General features: G+C 72.3%; 10 protein-coding genes. 1 reads left to right on the top strand and 9 read right to left on the bottom strand.

Annotation, left to right across the window (positions count from 1 at the left end):
• Positions 1 to 8: 8 nt before the first annotated feature.
• Entirely contained in the window at positions 9 to 3590 is a 3582-nt protein-coding gene (locus Q9R20_RS08975) for a family 43 glycosylhydrolase (protein ID WP_311249025.1), read from the top strand.
• Positions 3591 to 3798: 208 nt separating this feature from the next.
• Here Q9R20_RS08975 and Q9R20_RS08970 read toward each other — a convergent pair whose 3' ends face one another.
• The 9 genes from Q9R20_RS08970 to Q9R20_RS08930 form a co-directional block, all read right to left on the bottom strand.
• Positions 3799 to 6597, bottom strand: a complete 2799-nt coding sequence (locus Q9R20_RS08970; protein ID WP_311249024.1) for an FAD-binding and (Fe-S)-binding domain-containing protein — start codon at positions 6595 to 6597, stop codon at positions 3799 to 3801.
• Positions 6594 to 7592, bottom strand: a complete 999-nt coding sequence (locus tag Q9R20_RS08965) for a PfkB family carbohydrate kinase (protein WP_311249023.1) — start codon at positions 7590 to 7592, stop codon at positions 6594 to 6596. Before Q9R20_RS08965 ends, Q9R20_RS08970 begins: the two co-directional genes overlap by 4 nt.
• On the bottom strand, positions 7589 to 8446 hold the full coding sequence (locus Q9R20_RS08960) for a class II fructose-bisphosphate aldolase (protein ID WP_311249022.1): 858 nt from the start codon (positions 8444 to 8446) through the stop codon (positions 7589 to 7591). Before Q9R20_RS08960 ends, Q9R20_RS08965 begins: the two co-directional genes overlap by 4 nt.
• A gap of 304 nt (positions 8447 to 8750) precedes the next feature.
• Entirely contained in the window at positions 8751 to 9737 is a 987-nt protein-coding gene (locus Q9R20_RS08955; protein ID WP_311249021.1) for an ABC transporter substrate-binding protein, read from the bottom strand.
• 44 nt (positions 9738 to 9781) lie between these two features.
• Positions 9782 to 10864: an ABC transporter permease gene (locus Q9R20_RS08950; RefSeq protein WP_311249020.1), complete on the bottom strand. Its 1083-nt coding sequence runs from the start codon at positions 10862 to 10864 to the stop codon at positions 9782 to 9784.
• Positions 10861 to 11640 (bottom strand): ATP-binding cassette domain-containing protein, encoded by a 780-nt coding sequence (locus tag Q9R20_RS08945; protein ID WP_311249019.1) that lies wholly within the window; start codon positions 11638 to 11640, stop codon positions 10861 to 10863. The genes Q9R20_RS08950 and Q9R20_RS08945 overlap by 4 nt, the downstream gene beginning before the upstream one ends.
• A 2-nt stretch (positions 11641 to 11642) precedes the next feature.
• Positions 11643 to 13034 carry an FGGY family carbohydrate kinase gene (locus Q9R20_RS08940; protein WP_311249018.1) on the bottom strand — a complete coding sequence of 464 codons (1392 nt, stop codon included), beginning with the start codon at positions 13032 to 13034 and terminating at the stop codon, positions 11643 to 11645.
• Entirely contained in the window at positions 13031 to 14068 is a 1038-nt protein-coding gene (locus Q9R20_RS08935; protein WP_311249017.1) for a hypothetical protein, read from the bottom strand. The genes Q9R20_RS08940 and Q9R20_RS08935 overlap by 4 nt, the downstream gene beginning before the upstream one ends.
• Positions 14065 to 15315: a LacI family DNA-binding transcriptional regulator gene (locus tag Q9R20_RS08930; protein WP_311249016.1), complete on the bottom strand. Its 1251-nt coding sequence runs from the start codon at positions 15313 to 15315 to the stop codon at positions 14065 to 14067. Before Q9R20_RS08930 ends, Q9R20_RS08935 begins: the two co-directional genes overlap by 4 nt.
• Positions 15316 to 15394 lie beyond the last annotated feature (79 nt).

Here is a 15394-nt window from a genome sequence, read left to right as displayed (position 1 = left end):
ACGAACCGATGACCCGCACCCGTGCCCTCGTCGCCCTCGGCGTCGTCGGGGTCCTCGCCGCCACCGCGGCCGGGACCCCGGCGGTCGCCGCACCCGCCCGCATGACGGCCGTGGCTCCCGAGATTCCTCAGCCCGTGGCATCCTTCGACTTCGACACGGCCCCCGTCGACGGCGCCTTCTCCTCCGGCGACGCCCGCGCCGCCGTGCGCGGCACGGCCGACCTCGTCGCCGGGCGCGAGGGCCGAGGCACCGCGGCGCGTCTGTCGTCGGCGTTCTGGCTCGATGTGCGCACCGCCGACGGCGGCGGCCTGCTCGCGGGCGACGACGAGGTCACGATCTCCTACGACAGCCGTCCCGCAGCTCAGGGCAACGTCGGGTGGACGGTGTTCGCCGCCGCCGACGCGGGAGCCCCGACCTTTGGGAACGAGCGGTATCTCGGCATCCTGGATCGCACGACCGGTCTCACCGTCGAGCGCTACCGGAACGCCGGCGGACGCGACACCTCGGGCAACCTCACCACCGGCGGCACGACCGACTGGAAGCACGTCGACCTCGTGCTGTCGGGGGACACCGCCCGCCTGTACGTCGACCAGAAGCTCGTCAGCGCCGCGCTCGACGGTCCCACGCTCGAGGAGATCCTCGGCGCGAACGGCGGAGTGCTGCAGGTCGGTAAGGCCAACTGGGGCGGGGGCGAGTACTTCTCCGGCCTGATCGACGACCTCAAGATCTACGATCGCGCGCTCACCCCCGACCAGCTCGGCGTCGCCGGTGCCGCCTCCGACGATCGCGCCGCCCTCGGCATCCCCTCCGTCGTGCTCGGCGACCTGCCCACGCAGGTGCGCGGGCAGGCGGTTTCGTGGTCGGCCACCGGTCCCGGTGCCGCACGCATCTCCGCGGACGGCGCGGTCGACACCCGCGGCCTCGGCGCCGACGGGGTCGCGGTGCGCCTCTCGGCCCAGGTGGCCGGCGACGCGGAGCCCCTCACGTGGGACGTCGTCCTCCAGGCTCCCGGCGGCGAGATTGCGACCTACGTCAAGACCGTCACCACCGTCGGCGGGGTGAAGGACGACCCGCTCGCCTACGACGACGACCGCCGCGCCGACTCGCTGTACGTCGCCTCGCGGGCCGCGGGCGAACAGCAGTGGCAACCGCTCAACCGCGGTCAGGCCATCCTCTCGGTGCTCTGGGACGACACGCAGGCCGCGAAGCCGTGGGCGCAGATGGGCTCGCCGAGTCTCTTCCGCGATGCCGACGGGCACCTGGGCGTCGTCGCCTCGCAGAACGACTCCACGAGCCGCATCTACGTCTGGCGGTCCACCGACGACCGCACCTTCACCGACCAGCAGGTGATCGACCTCGGCTCGGGCATCGTCTCGGCGCCCCGGATCATCGCCCTCCCCGGCGGTGGCTACCAGGCGCTGTGGACCGACCTGTCCAGCGGCGAGGGACGCGCGGCCGCGCTCTCCGCGCTCGACTCCTCGGCGACGGTCAGCACCCCGACCCGCGCCGACGCCCGCACCCCCGACCTCGCCGGAGACGGCCTGCCCGCCTGGGCGAGCGACGCGACCGCCACCGCGGTGACCCCCGCCCAGTTCGGCGCGTTCGTCGACACCTACGTCGATCTGCAGAACACGGGAGTGGATGCCATCGCCGCCGACGTCGCGGCGGGCGCCGACGCCGCAGCGGTGCGCGGGGCCCTCCCCCGCACCGCGACGCTGCGCTACAACGACGGCAGCGCGAAGGACCTCCCCGTCCGGTGGGACTCCCAGCAGGCGGCCGCGGCCGCCGCGGCCGGTCCGGGGATGTACGAGATCCAGGGCGTCGTGCAGCAGCACGCGCAGCAGATGGTCTCGGACGCGCGGGCCGATCCGCACGTGTTCTACAACGAGGACGACGGGTACTACTACCTGACCGGATCGCACTACGGCGAGCCGAGCGATGGGCGCATCGACGAGGCGAGCAGCTACCGCAAGATCGGTCTGAAGCGCGCGACGACCCTCGACGGTCTCGCCTCGGCCCCCGAGCAGATCGCCATCGACCCCGATGACGGCACCGTCGGACGCGAAGGTCAGTACCCGAACACGTTCTTCGGGTGGGGTGGGTTCATCTGGGCCCAGGAGTTCCACAAGATCAACGGCCGCTGGTGGATCGTCGCGGGCATGAACCGCGGCTTCGCCCAGACCGGCGGCTGGTGCGACAACACCGTGCTCATCCCGTACACCGGGGACGCGGCATCCATCGCCGCCGGCGGCTTCTTCGACGAGAAGAACTGGGGCGAGCCGGTGGTCCTGGACGGGGCGGCCTTCGACGTGTCGTACTTCGAGCGGGAGGAGAACGGCGTCTCCCAGGGGTACTGGATCATGCCGAACGGGGGTCGTCTGCTCGTGGGCAAGGCGCGCGGGGGCGACGGCGTCGTGCCGCTGCTGGACGGACCGCTGTCGACCATCTACGAGACCAGCCAGGTCTGGGAGCGCGGCAAGCAGGCGCCGACGCCGACAGACACGAACGAAGGCCAGGACCAGGCCGTCGTCGAGGCGCCGTTCATGATCTCGCACGACGGGCGGGTCTACATCACCTACTCCGGCGGCACCGTCGACAAGTACTACGACCTGGGTCTGCTGACGGCCGACGCCGATGCCGATCTGACCGACCCCGCGAGTTGGACGCAGACCGCGTTCCCGGTGCTCGACACGAACGACACCTATCGGGGCCGGCTCGGCGCCGACGAGAAGACGGCCACGACGCAGACCGCGGGAACCGGCCACAACTCCTTCATCGAGGATGCGGACGGCAACCTCCTGCTCGCGTACCACGCGCGCCCCTACCCCGACCCGCACACCCTCACCGACCCGAACGGCGCCGGCGGTCTGTTCGACCCCGACCGGAACACCTGGTTCCAGTCGGTGAACGTGCGTGCCGACGGGCGACTCGACCTGACGCTGACGAAGGAGCAGGAGGTCGCGCCGCAGTTCCGCACCGTGACCGCGCGCCTCACGATCGCCGGCGGTTCGGACCCGACGCCTACGCCGACGGCGACCGCGGAGCCCAGCGCGACGCCCGAGCCGACCGCGACGCCCGAGCCGACCGCGACCGCTCAGCCGACCGCGACGCCCGAGCCGACGGTCGCCCCGACCGGACAGCCCACCGCGCAGCCCACCGCTTCGGCCCAGCCGACGCCGGGTGCGTCCGTCTCCCCCGCCACGACCGCGACCGCGACCGCCAGCGCGACCCGCGTCGCCCAGGGCGGCTCGTACACCGTCACCGTCACCGGACTCACCCCCGGCGAACGGATCTCGGCGATCCTGCGCAGCACCCCGCTCACCATCACCGGCATCCCCGCAGCCGACGCCGCCGGAAAGGTGACCTTCCGGGTCACCGTCCCCGCCGACTTCGCCACCGGAGCCCACACCCTCACCATCACCCGCGCCGACGGCACCACCCTCACCCCCCTCACCCTCGAGGTGGTCGCGGCGAGCGCCCTGGCCACGACGGGAGGCGCGGTCTCGTTCGCCGCGCTCCTCGCCGGGGCGGGCGCGGTGCTGGCCGGAGCCGTGGTGCTGGTGATGCGTCGCCGCCGCGAGCGCGCCTGACCCCGAGCGGAGGACATCCCGGCGGCGGAGGACCACTCGGCCGGGGTGGTCCTCCGCTCGCGGTTTCTCCTCCGCCGCGGCACCGCTCCGCGCCGCCGTCACGCGCCGCACGATGACGCGACAAACGCTCCCCCGAGTCAGACACGCCCGGCCAGAGCGTTTCTCCCGCGCCGGAGCGTTTATCCGCACCCCGCCCCGACGCCGAGCGCTACCGCGTCGCCCGCTCCAACAGCTCCAGCACATGCACGTACGACTCCCCCGTCGCCTTCGTCATGCCCAGCTCGCACGTGCGGTTGCACGACGCGTGCGCGTCGGCTCCCCACGCGGCGACCTCGGCCGCCTCGGGCGCGGTCGCCGCCTCGGTCAGCTCCGGGTGCAGCATGCCCCGATCCCCCGCGTACGCGCAGCACCCCCATGCATCCGGCACCCGCACCTCGGACGCCACGGCCGCACCGATCGCGCGCAGCGCCGGGTCGATGCCCAACTGCGTCGACGAGCAGGTGGGATGCAGCGCCAGCAGCTCGGCCACCGGCGTCGGCGCGAGACGGGGAAGGAGAGCGGATGCCGTGTAGGCCACGGCATCCAGCACCTCCACGCCCTCATCGCGAAGCGTCGCGGCGAACCCCTCGGTGCAGCTCGACGCATCGCACACCACCGGCAGGGCGCCCTCCCGGGAGGCGGAGCGTACGGCCGCGCGCACGCGCGCCGACATCGTCGCGTGGCCCCTCGCGTAGCCCTTCGACGACCACGGGGTTCCGCAGCAGAGCGCGTCGATCCCCTCCGGCACGAGGGCGGAGACTCCCGCGCGTTCCAGCAGGCGGGTGAACGCCGCGGTCGCACCGATGCCGTCGGCCGGGCCGAACATGCTGCCGACGCAGGCCGGGAGGAACACCGCGGAGGGCTCGACACCCGGGGCGCCGACCACCGACCCCAGCGATCGGCGCGACGATCCCCCCGCCGGCAGCTCCGCCGAGTACCGGGGCACCGTATCGGTGCCGAGCACCGCGCGGGCGGCATCCGTCACCGTCCGCACCACCGGCGTCGGGACCTTGGAGGCCACGGACAACGCCGCCGACCCGGCCCGCGTCACCGCGCCCCACCCGGTCGCCGCCGCCGACCACCCGGCGGCCAGCACCGGGTTGGCGTCGTCGCGACGGAAGCGCTTCATGAGCGTGCCGGTGTTGATGAGCACGGGACACGCGGTCTGGCACATGCCGTCGACCGCGCAGGTCTGCACGCCGTCGTAGTCGTAGTCCTTCTCGAGCTCCGCCACGAGCGCCCCGTCGCCGCGCTCTCGAGCCGCGGTCGACGCGCGCCGCACGACGATCCGCTGACGCGGGGTGAGCGTGAGCGAGCGACTCGGGCACACCGGCTCGCAGTACCCGCACTCCACGCACCGGTCGACCTCGGGCTCGATCGACACGGGCGTCTTGAGATTCCGCATGTGCGCGGTCGGGTCGTCGTCGATGATCACGCCCGGATTCAGGATGCCGCTCGGGTCGAGAAGCCGCTTCAGCTCGACCATCACCGCGTACAGCTCGTCGCCGTACTGGCGGCGCACGTACGGGGCCATGGCTCTGCCCGTGCCGTGCTCCGCCTTCAGGTTGCCGCCGGCGTCGAGCACGAGGTCGACCATCGCGTCGGTGAAGCCCTCGAACCGGCCGAGCGCTCTCGCACCCTCGAAGCGGTCGGTGAGCATGAAGTGGATGTTGCCGTCCTTGGCGTGACCGAAGATCACGCTGTCGTCGTACCCGAAGCGCTCGAACAGCTCCTGCAGCCCTTCGCAGGTGTCGGCGAGACGCTCGACCGGCACGACCACGTCTTCGAGCAGCGCGGTGGTGCCGCTCGGGCGGGCCCCCGCGACCGAGGCGTAGAGGCCCTTGCGGAAGGTCCACGCGGCAGCGCGCTGGGCCGGATCGCTCGAGAAGACCGCGAGATCGAGCAGCGGCTGCTCCCCCAGCACGCGAGCTCCGGCAGCGGCGAGGTCGCGCAGCGCGTCGGTGTCGTCGGCGTGGTACTCCACGAGTAGGGCCGCCTGGGTCGTCGCCTCGAAACCGTGGATGGCGGCGGGGGTACCCGCCAGGCGCTGCCCGACGCGGAGGGATGTGGCATCCATCAGCTCCAGCGTCGCCGCCCCCGTCGCCACCAGCGCCGGCAGCGACCGGGTCGCCGCGTCGAGCGTGGGGAAGACCGCGAGCGTCGTCGCGATGGCGGGGCGGATCGGCACGGTGCGGAAGGTCGCCTCGGCGACGAACGCGAGGGTTCCCTCCGACCCCACGACGAGGTGGGCGAGCAGGGCCGCGGGCGTGTCGAAATCGATGAAGGCGTTGAGCGCGTAGCCCATCGTGTTCTTCATCGCGAACTGCCGCTCGATGAGCGCGACGCTCGCCTCGTTCGCGACGACGCGTTCGCGCAGCCGCATCAGTCCCTCGACGAGCGCGGGCTCGCGGTCGCGCAGCAGCGCGTCGGCATCAGGCGCTCCCGTGTCCACGACGGTCCCGGATGCCAGCACCAGCACGAGCCCCTCGAGGGTGCGGTACGAGTTCTCCACCGTCCCGCAGGCCATCCCGCTGGAGTTGTTGGCGACGACCCCGCCGATCGTGCACGCAGCCTCGCTCGCGGGGTCGGGACCGAGGCGGTGACCGTGCCGCACCAGCCGCGCATTGACCTGGCGCACCGTGGCCCCGGGCTGCGACCGCACGCGGCGACCTCCGTCGAGCACGTCGATGCGTCCGAACCCCTGCCGTACGTCGACGAGCAGTCCGGCGCCCGACGACTGCCCCGACAGGCTCGTGCCGCCGGACCGGAAGGTCACGGGCGTTCGGGATGCCGTGGCCCCGCGCAGGATCGCGCCGACCTCGGCCGCGTCCGCGGCGACGACGACGGCGTCGGGTGTGAGCAGATAGTGCGAGGCGTCGTTGGCGTAGGCGACGCGGTCGATCGCCCGCGTGCGGATGCGCGAGACGTCGGCGACGGCCGCGGCGATCTCGGGGGCGACCGGGGTCATGCCTCGCCCTCCGGAGTGAGGGCCCGCTCGAGGTCGGGGTCGGTCTCGACGAGGGCCCGGATGCCGTGCGGCGGCCCGGCGACCAGGGTCGAGGCGTGCGCGACGGCGTGCGCGCCCCACTCGGCGGCCGAGGCGGCGGCGAGGGCGAGGGGGTCGGCGCCGGCCGCGGCGGCGGCGGGTTCGCGCGTGAGGCCGAGGAGGAAACCCGCGAGAGCGGCGTCGCCCGCCCCCGCGGTGTTGGCAACGTACGGGGCGTCGGCGCGCGCGAAGACCGCGCGATCCACCGTCACGGCGACGAGCCCGTCGGACCCCAGACTCGCCAGCACCGTCCCGACGCCGCGTCCGACGATCTCGCGGGCGGCGGTGACGACCTCGCCGAGCGTGCCGAGGGGACGCCCCACCGCCGCGGACAGCTCCTCGGCGTTCGGGGTGAGCAGGTCGATCCCGGTCGGATCGGCGAGCAGCGCGTCGAGCGCCGCCCCGCTCGTGTCCACCGCGAGGCGCGCACCGTGTTCGCGCGCCACCGCGCGGACGGCCGCGAGGTCGACGAGGGCTCCGGCACCGGCGAGTTCGGGGAGACTTCCCGAGATGACGAGCCACGGAGCCGTCCGAGCGGCGAGCTCGTCGCGCAGTGCCGCGATCGTGGCATCCCATGCCTCCGGCGACAGGGGCGGGGTGGGGGCGTTGACCTTGGTGGTGGCGCCCTGGGCGTCGATGATCGAGGTGTTCACGCGCGTCGCCCCGCGCACCTCGACGATGCGCAACAGCGGGGCGGTGAGTCCGCAGCGGGCGAAGCGCACGTCGTCGGCACCGAGCACGACGACCGCAGCGGTGTCGGCGCCGCCCGCCGCGAGAGCGGCCGAGACGTTCACTCCCTTGCCGCTGACCTCGCGCGTGTAGCTGTCGGCGCGGGTGAAGGCGCCGCGGCGCAGGGCGCCGACGCGGTAGGTCGCATCGATCGCCCCGGCGGCGGTGAGCGTGACGAAGCCGCTCATGCGCCCACCCCCGTACCACCGACGCCGGTCACGACGCGGCCGGTGATGACGTCGAGCAAGCGGTGCACCTCCGCAGCGACGGCCTCGCGGCCCGGAGCGAGCCAGCGGCGCGGGTCGATGGCATCCGGGTCCCGCTCCAGCTCATCGCGGACGGCCGCGGTCAGCACCGTGTTGAGGTGCGTGCCGATGTTGATCTTGCGCATGCCGGCGCGCACGGCTCCGTCGATGCCGGCGTCGGCCACCCCGCTCGACCCGTGCAGCACCAGGGGTACGGGGAGTTCCGCGGCGAGCCGGGCGATCAGGTCCTCGTCGAGGGTCGCGCTGCGCTCGCGCATGGCGTGCTCGCTCCCGACGGCCACGGCCAGGGCGTCCACCCCGGTGGCCGCGACGAAGCGCGAGGCCTCGGCGACGTCGGTGCGCACGCCCGGGGCGTGCGCACCCTTACCGCCGATCTCGCCGAGCTCCGCCTCGATCCACGCCCCCTCGGCGTGCACGCGAGCGGCGACGGCGGCGGTGCGCTCGATGTTCTCGGCATCCGTCAGATGGGCGGCGTCGAACATCACGGAACGGATGCCGACGGCGAGCGCCTCGTCGACGAGGGACTCGTCGGTGGCGTGATCGAGGTGCACGACGACGTTGACCCAAGCCGCCTCCGCCAGCCGCAGGGCCGCGGTGGCGGCCGGGGCGACCCCGCCGTGGAACGCGATCGCGTTCTGCGACAGCTGGAGGATCACGCCCGTCTCGGCGGCCTCGGCGCCGGCGACGATCGCCTCGGCTACCTCGAGGGTGATGAAGTTGAAGGCTCCGACCGCGCGATGGGCGGCGAGCAGGTCGGGCATGTCGGCCAGCGGCACGGCGGTCTCTCTTCTGCGGGGGTGGGTGCTGCGCGAGCACGCTGGCGGCGGCGTGAGCCCGGCGGCTGAGCCTGTCGAAGCCTGCGGGCGGGAGGTGCCGGGTGGTTCCGGTCCCTTCGACGGGCTCAGGGACCTCGCGTTGCGCGAGCCCGGTGGCCGAGCGTGTTCGAGCACGGCGCGGGGAGGAGGGGGGTGGATGCCGGGACCCGACATCCTGTGTTCCTCTCGCGTGAGGGGTCATTCGGTGTCGCCCGCGAGCGTCCCAGGCGACAGTTGATGACCCCTCACGCGAGAGGGGGGTGGGTCAGCAGGAGGACTTGTAGACCGCGTCCTTGCCGTCGCCGTTGATGTTGTCCTTCGTGAGGATGGTGAAGCCGGTCTGGATCTTCTCCTCGGTGGCCTCGCCCTTGAGGGCGGCGATGGCCTGCTTCACTCCGTCAGAGCCGATGGTGGCGGGCTCCTGCGCGACGAGGGCCTGGACGGTGCCGGCTTCGAGGGCCTTGACCTGGGCGGGGCCGGCGTCGAAACCGACGATGGTGACCTGGCCCTGCTTGCCGGCCTGCTGCACGCCGGTGGCGGAGCCCTCCGCGGCGAACAGGTTCGCGGCGAAGATGCCCACGATGTCGGGGTCCTTCTGCAGCGCCGCCGTCACGATCTCGGCCGCGGTCGACGGCTCGTTGTGCGAGTACTGCACACCGACCGACTCGAACTTCGAGTCCTCGGCGACCGCATCCTCGAAGCCCTTCGCACGGGCGTCGGTGGTCGAGATGCCCGGGTCCACCGAGACCACGAGCACCTTGCCGCCGTTCGGGTTGGCATCCTGGATCGCCTTGAACGCGGCAGCCCCGCCGCCCTCGTTGTCGCTGGAGATCTGCGAGACAGCGCCGGACGGGTCCTCCAGTGTCGTGTCGACGAGGACGACCTTGATGCCGGCGGCCTCGGCGGCGGCGATGGGTGCCTGCATGGCCGACACGTCGGTCGGGGCGATGAGCAGCGCATCGGGCTTGGAGGCGACGACGGCGTCGACGATCGGCTTCTGCAACGTCGGGTCGAACTTCTCCGGACCCTGGGTCGTGACGGTGGCGCCTTCCTTGGCGGCTTCATCCTGGATGCCGCACTGCATGGAGATGTAGAACTCATCTCCGGCGACGCCCTGGACGAACGCGATCTTGTATCCGCCGTCGCCGCCCGAGGCGGAGCCCGACGAGGAGCCGCCGGAGCACCCGGCGAGGACGAGGGTGGCTGCGGCGCCGAGGGTGGCGAACGCGAGAACCTTGTTATTCCACTGCATTGTGATTGCCTGTTCTCTCTTGGTGGGATGTCGGATGCCGGGGCTCAGCCGCGGCGTCCTCCGCTGACGAACTTCCGCCAGAGGCTCTGGGTGTTGCCGCGGGTCGCGGCGGTGCGGCGCACCTGGTCGACGTAGACGGCGGTGATCAGCACCGCGCCGACGGCGACCTGCTGCCAGAAGGGCTGCACGCCGGTGATGACGAAGCCGTTCTGCAGCACGGCCGGGATGAAGAGGCCGACCACGGTGCCGAAGATCGTTCCGACGCCGCCGAACAGCGAGGTCCCGCCGATGACGACGGCCGCGATGACGTTGAGGTTGGTCTGCGACTGCCCGGCGATCGCGGTCGTGGAGAACTGCGACAGGGCCAGGATGCCGGCAAGCCCGGCGAGCGCTCCCGACAGCGTGTAGACCGAGATCAGGTGGCGGTCGACCTTGACGCCCACGCGACGGGCGGCGAGCTCGCTCGAGCCGACGGCATAGGTGTAGAGACCGAACCTCGTGAAGTGCAGCACCACGGCGCCGATGACGACGACCACGAGCGCGATGACGCTGATGATCGGGAGCGAGCCGAAGACGTTCCCGTAGCCGATCGAGACCGTGAGCACGGTGGGCACGTCGCGGATGTCGACGCCGCCGGTGAGGATCTGCGCGAGACCCAGCGCCATACCGAGCGAGCCGAGGGTCACGATGAGCGGCGGGATCTTCGCCTTCGCGATGAGGAAGCCGTTCAGCAGACCCCAGCACACGCCGCTGAGGATCGAGACCAGGATGCCGATCGTCGCGACGCCCCAGCCCTCCCCGCCGAGAGCGCGCATGACGAGCGCCGAGACGACGCCTGAGAACACCAGGACCGAGCCGATCGAGAGGTCGATGCCCGAGGTGATGATGATGTACGTCATTCCGACGCCCAACACCGCGAGGATCGAGGCGTTCTGGATGATGAGGCGGAAGTTCGACCACTGCGCGAACGAGTCCGGCGCGAGCGCGCTGAACACGAGCACGATGGCGATGAGGATCAGCAGGATCTGAAAGGCCTGCGCCTTCAGCAGCCCTCTGAAGAAGTTGGGCTTGCTGTCGTCGAACGTGCCGATCGCGACGGTCTCGGTAGGAGGCGTCCTGGTGCTCACTTCTGGTCGTCCTTCGTGACGGCGCCGGTCATGAGCCCGACGAGTTCTTCCATGGAGGTGTTCTTCGCATCGACGTTGGCGACGCGGGTACCGAGGCGCAGCACCTGGATGCGGTCGCAGACCTCCATCACGTGCGGCATGGAGTGCGAGATCAGCACCACCGCGATGCCCTTGTCGCGCACGCGGCGAATCGTCTCGAGGACGTTCTTGGTCTGGCGCACGCCCAGAGCCGCGGTCGGTTCGTCGAGGAAGACGAGGCGACCGGCCCAGTGCACGGCGCGGGCGATCGCGATCGCCTGGCGCTGACCGCCCGACATCTCCCCCACCGGGGACGACAGCGAGCGCACGGTGGCACCGAGCTCGTCGAAGGCTGCCCGCGAGGCGACGGCCATCTCCTTGGTCTTCATGAACCCGAGCGCGCCCGCGAGGCCGGGGCGGCGGATCTCACGGCCGAGGTACATGTTCTGCACCGGGTCGAGGTGCGGGGCGAGGGCGAGGTCTTGATAGACCGTCTCGATGCCGAGCGACGACGCGACCTGCGGGTTGCTCATCTCGATCGGCTTCCCGTCGAAGAGGATCTCGCCTTCGTCGACGGCGAGGTTGCCCGACAGGGCCTTCACCAGGGTCGACTTGCCGGCGCCGTTGTCGCCGATCAGGGCGGTGACCTCGCCCGGGTAGACCTCGAAATCGGCGTTGTTCAACGCCCGGACGTGGCCGAACTGACGCGACAGGCCCCGGGCCTGCAGCACCGGGACGGCGGTGGTGACTGACGACATCGTCAGCTCCTTTCAGTGGTGAGGAGAGAGGAGGAGAGGAACGTCTCGGCGACGCCCTCGAAGGAATCGGACGACACCGCGAACGCCGCGAACAGGGCCGCGCCGTACGCGGTGCCCTCGTCGTGGGTCGACACGGTGACCTCGGGCAGCAGCGCCGAGCGCGAGCGGACGACGGATGCCATGGTCGACCACCCTCCGGTCAGCACCGTCGAGGTGGGCGGGGCGACCTCCCGGTCCATCACCGCCATGCACTCGGCGAGCATGTCGTTCCCGTGGCGCAGCGACGCGGCGAACAGCTCGGCCGGGCTGAGCCCGTCGCTCTGCGCGACGATCTTCAGCACGCCGTCGTCGTTGCGTGCACCCGTGACCTCGAGGCCCCCGTCGGCGAGCGTCCCGTCGACGGGCAGCGCGAGGGCGGCATCGTCGAGGAGGGCCCGGCCCGTGGCATCCGTGATCCCGAGAAGCTGGAGCACGCGGCGCATGAGCAGTCCCGACTTGGTCCCGGCCAGCAGCACGTACTTGCCCGGGATGACGTGGCGCACGCAGTTGATGCCCGCGTGGGCGAGCCGCTCACGCGCCGAGAAGGGCAGCGTGTCGTCGAGCACCCGCACGAGGGCCTCGGCGGTTCCCATCGAGTCGTAGAGCTGGCCGGTGTGCGTAGCGCCGACGGCCACGGCGGACACCAGGTGGTCGTGTCCGGCCACGGTGAGCGCCGCCCCGCGGAAGCCCGCCGGCATCTCGGGGTCGGTGAGCGGTCCAACCGCTTCACCCGCGCTCACGCGGCGCCCGAGGATCGACTCGTCGACGCCGAGCACGTCGAGGGCGGCCCGCCAGGGGGTGCTGTCGTCCTGATCGATGAGTCCGGTGCGCGACACGAGCGAGTACTCCGCGACGCGCGGGCCCCCGAGGGCGTGCACGACGAACTCGGGCACGTTGAGGAACGTCGTCGCGGCGAGCGCGACCCCGGTGTCCCGCAGGTGGAGCAGCTTCGCGATGGATGCCAGCGGCCCCACCGGCAACCCGGTGCGGCCGGGGAACTCGGCGCGGAACTCCTCGGGCGTCGCCATGATCTGCGCCGCGCCCCGCGGGTCGAACCAGGCCATGATCGGCGCGAGCGCGATGCCCTCGGCATCGAGCAGTACTCCCGCCTCCGCCATGCCCGAGACCCCGATCGCGACGATGCGGTACCCCGCGTCGAGGCGGGTGTCTGCCTCGGCGGCGAGCTCGCGCACGACGGCGACGGCCCGTTCGGCGGGCATCTCTGCCCGGCCGTGGTCGAGGTTGTTCCAGGGCGAGGGGCGACTCACGACGAGCACCTGGCGGCCCTCGGGGGTCGCGACGAGCAGCTTCGTGCTGGTCGAGCCCATGTCGACGCCGACGACGTAGTCGCTCATCGCACGTCCCCTCCGCGGAGGGTGCCGGGCCAGCCCGCACCGGGCGCGGCGACGAGCACCTCGGCCTCGCCGGTCAGGCGCCAGGCGCCGAACGCGTGAGGCACGGCGAAGACCTGTCCGCGCTCGATGTCGAGCGTGCCGGCATCCGACACCAGCGCACCGGAGCCCTCCCGCACCAGCACCACCGCGAAACCGGCGTCGCGAGCGGCCGTCTCCCCCGCCGCGTCGTGCAGGCGGAAGTAGGGGTCGGCGACGGCCGGCAGCAGCGAGCGGAAATCCGCTCCCGCCGGGGTCGTGCCCGCCGTGCTGATCAGGGCGCCGAGGGCCTCGGCATCCAGCTTCTCGGTCGAGACCGCGGGCATCACGGCGTCGAAGCCGAGGTCGAGGTGGGACTCCTCGCGCGTGGAGGTGGTGACCGACCACTCGAGCAGGATCGAGAAGTCGGTGGGCTCCTGCACCTCGGCGACGAAGATGCCCCCGTCGATCGCGTGCACGGTACCGGCGGGAACGAGAACGCCCATGCCGGGGCTGACGACCACGCGGTTCATGCGCGACAGCATCCATTCGCTGTCCTGCGCGTCGCGACGGCGGTCGAGCTCGTCGCGGTCGACGTCCTGGTTCCAGCCGACGTACACGGCGCAGTCGTCCTCGGTTTCGAGCACGTACCAGGCCTCGGTCTTGCCGTACGGGCAGTCGAGGTGGGAGGTGGCGAACTCGCGACCCGGGTGCACGTGCACGGGGAGGCGCTGACGCGCGTCGAGGAGCTTGACCAGGATGCCGAGATCCGCGGCATCCCGTCCGCCGCGCGCTCCCACCCACCCGGCGCGGTCACCGGCGACGAGGTCGCGCAGGAACGACCCGTCCTCGGCCACGGCCAGACCGACGGTGTCGGAGCCGAAGCGCGAGACGGTCGAGCCGAGCCACTCCTCGGGCTGCCGGTCGGTCTCGGGCACGATCCCCCGCAGCGCCGCGATGCGATCGCCGCCGAGGTAGAAGTGCTGCACGGGGTTGGGGGGCAGCAGGACGGGCTTCATGGGCGGGCTCCGATCGAGGCTCCGGCCGGGCCGGCAGCGGCGCCGGTCGGCTCGGGGTGGGTGAGCGAGAGGGCGGTGGCGACGAGCGACGGGTCGGGCTCGGCGAGCACGGGGAGGTCGGTGCTCGGGGGCGCGACGGATGCGGAGCCGTGCACCGGATGCGGACCGGTCCCGGCGTCTCGTCCGAAGTTCTCGAGCTCGTCCGCATCCGCGGAGGCGGCGGGCACCTCCCCCGAACCGCGCGGCACGAGACGCGTCGGCACGACGATGCGCTCAGGACCCGCGTCGGGGCGCACGGCCCGCTCGCGCAGCAGGCGGAAGGCGGCGGTGGCGAGCAGACGCGGGTCGTGGTCGACGTAGGTGATGCCCGGCTCGAGCAGGTCAGCGAGGGTGAAGTCGCCGAACGAGATCAGGGCGGGCATCCGCAGCCCCTTGGCGCGGATGGCCCGGACGGTGCCGATCGCGGCGAGGCTCGTCGCGCACAGCAGGGCCGTGGGGGCGTCGTCGCGCTCGAGCAGCCGCGAGGCCTCGGCGGCCTCGCCGCGTCCGAAGCGCTCGTGCGTGACGACGAGACGCGGGTCGAAGGCGAGCCCCGCGGCCTCGAGCGCCGAGCGGTATCCGGCGAGGCGATCGCTGACCGTCGGGTAGGGCACGTCCTCGCCCATGAAGGCCACCCGGTGGTGGCCCTGCGCGATGAGGGCGGCCGTGGCCTCGGCGGCGGCGCCGAAGTCGTCGATGACGACCGCGTCGATCCCCGACCGCACGCGGTCGACACTCACGACGGGGAAGCGGGTGCGCAGCCCCGCCAGGGTCGCGGCGGCGACCGCGACGGGGGCGACGATGAGCCCCGCGAGGCGGTGTCCCGTCAGCCGGTCGAGCTGGGTGCGCTCGCGCGCCGCGTCGTAGCCGGTGCTCGCGAAGATCACGCTGAGCCCCTCGGCGACGGCGAGTTCCTCGACGACGCTGACGAAAGCGGCGAAGAAGGGGTCGCTGATCGCGTCGATGAGGATGCCGACGGTGTCGGCCTCGCGGCGCTTGAGCGCGCGGGCGCTGCGATCGGGCACGAACCCCAGGTCGCGCACCGCCGCCTGCACGCGCTCGCGGGTGTCGGGGAGCACACCGGACTCGTCGTTGATGACCCGCGACACCGTCTTGGGGCTCACGCCCGCGGCGTGGGCGACGTCGATGAGACGCGCCCGGGGCCGCGGTGCGGCCGCCTCGGCGGTCTCTCGTTCGTCGTGCGTCATCGCATCTCCGACATCGTTGTCATTCGGGAGGAAGGCTCGGGAAAAGCCTCGATGCAGATGAGCATGAGGCCGCGGGACA

Origin of the sequence: Microbacterium sp. PRF11 (genome assembly GCF_031844085.1) — a bacterium.
In the GTDB taxonomy this organism is placed as follows: Bacteria; Actinomycetota; Actinomycetes; order Actinomycetales; family Microbacteriaceae; genus Microbacterium.
This window is presented reverse-complemented; position numbering and strand designations above follow the sequence as displayed.

Bases quoted from the DNA above. Each gene is read 5' to 3' on its own strand.
- Q9R20_RS08975 (WP_311249025.1), top strand. From the start codon at position 9: ATGACCCGCACCCGTGCCCTCGTCGCCCTCGGCGTCGTCGGGGTCCTC.
- Q9R20_RS08970 (WP_311249024.1), bottom strand. From the start codon at position 6,597: ATGACCCCGGTCGCCCCCGAGATCGCCGCGGCCGTCGCCGACGTCTCG.
- Q9R20_RS08965 (WP_311249023.1), bottom strand. From the start codon at position 7,592: ATGAGCGGCTTCGTCACGCTCACCGCCGCCGGGGCGATCGATGCGACC.
- Q9R20_RS08955 (WP_311249021.1), bottom strand. From the start codon at position 9,737: ATGCAGTGGAATAACAAGGTTCTCGCGTTCGCCACCCTCGGCGCCGCA.
- Q9R20_RS08945 (WP_311249019.1), bottom strand. From the start codon at position 11,640: ATGTCGTCAGTCACCACCGCCGTCCCGGTGCTGCAGGCCCGGGGCCTG.
- Q9R20_RS08940 (WP_311249018.1), bottom strand. From the start codon at position 13,034: ATGAGCGACTACGTCGTCGGCGTCGACATGGGCTCGACCAGCACGAAG.
- Q9R20_RS08935 (WP_311249017.1), bottom strand. From the start codon at position 14,068: ATGAAGCCCGTCCTGCTGCCCCCCAACCCCGTGCAGCACTTCTACCTC.
- Q9R20_RS08930 (WP_311249016.1), bottom strand. From the start codon at position 15,315: ATGACGCACGACGAACGAGAGACCGCCGAGGCGGCCGCACCGCGGCCC.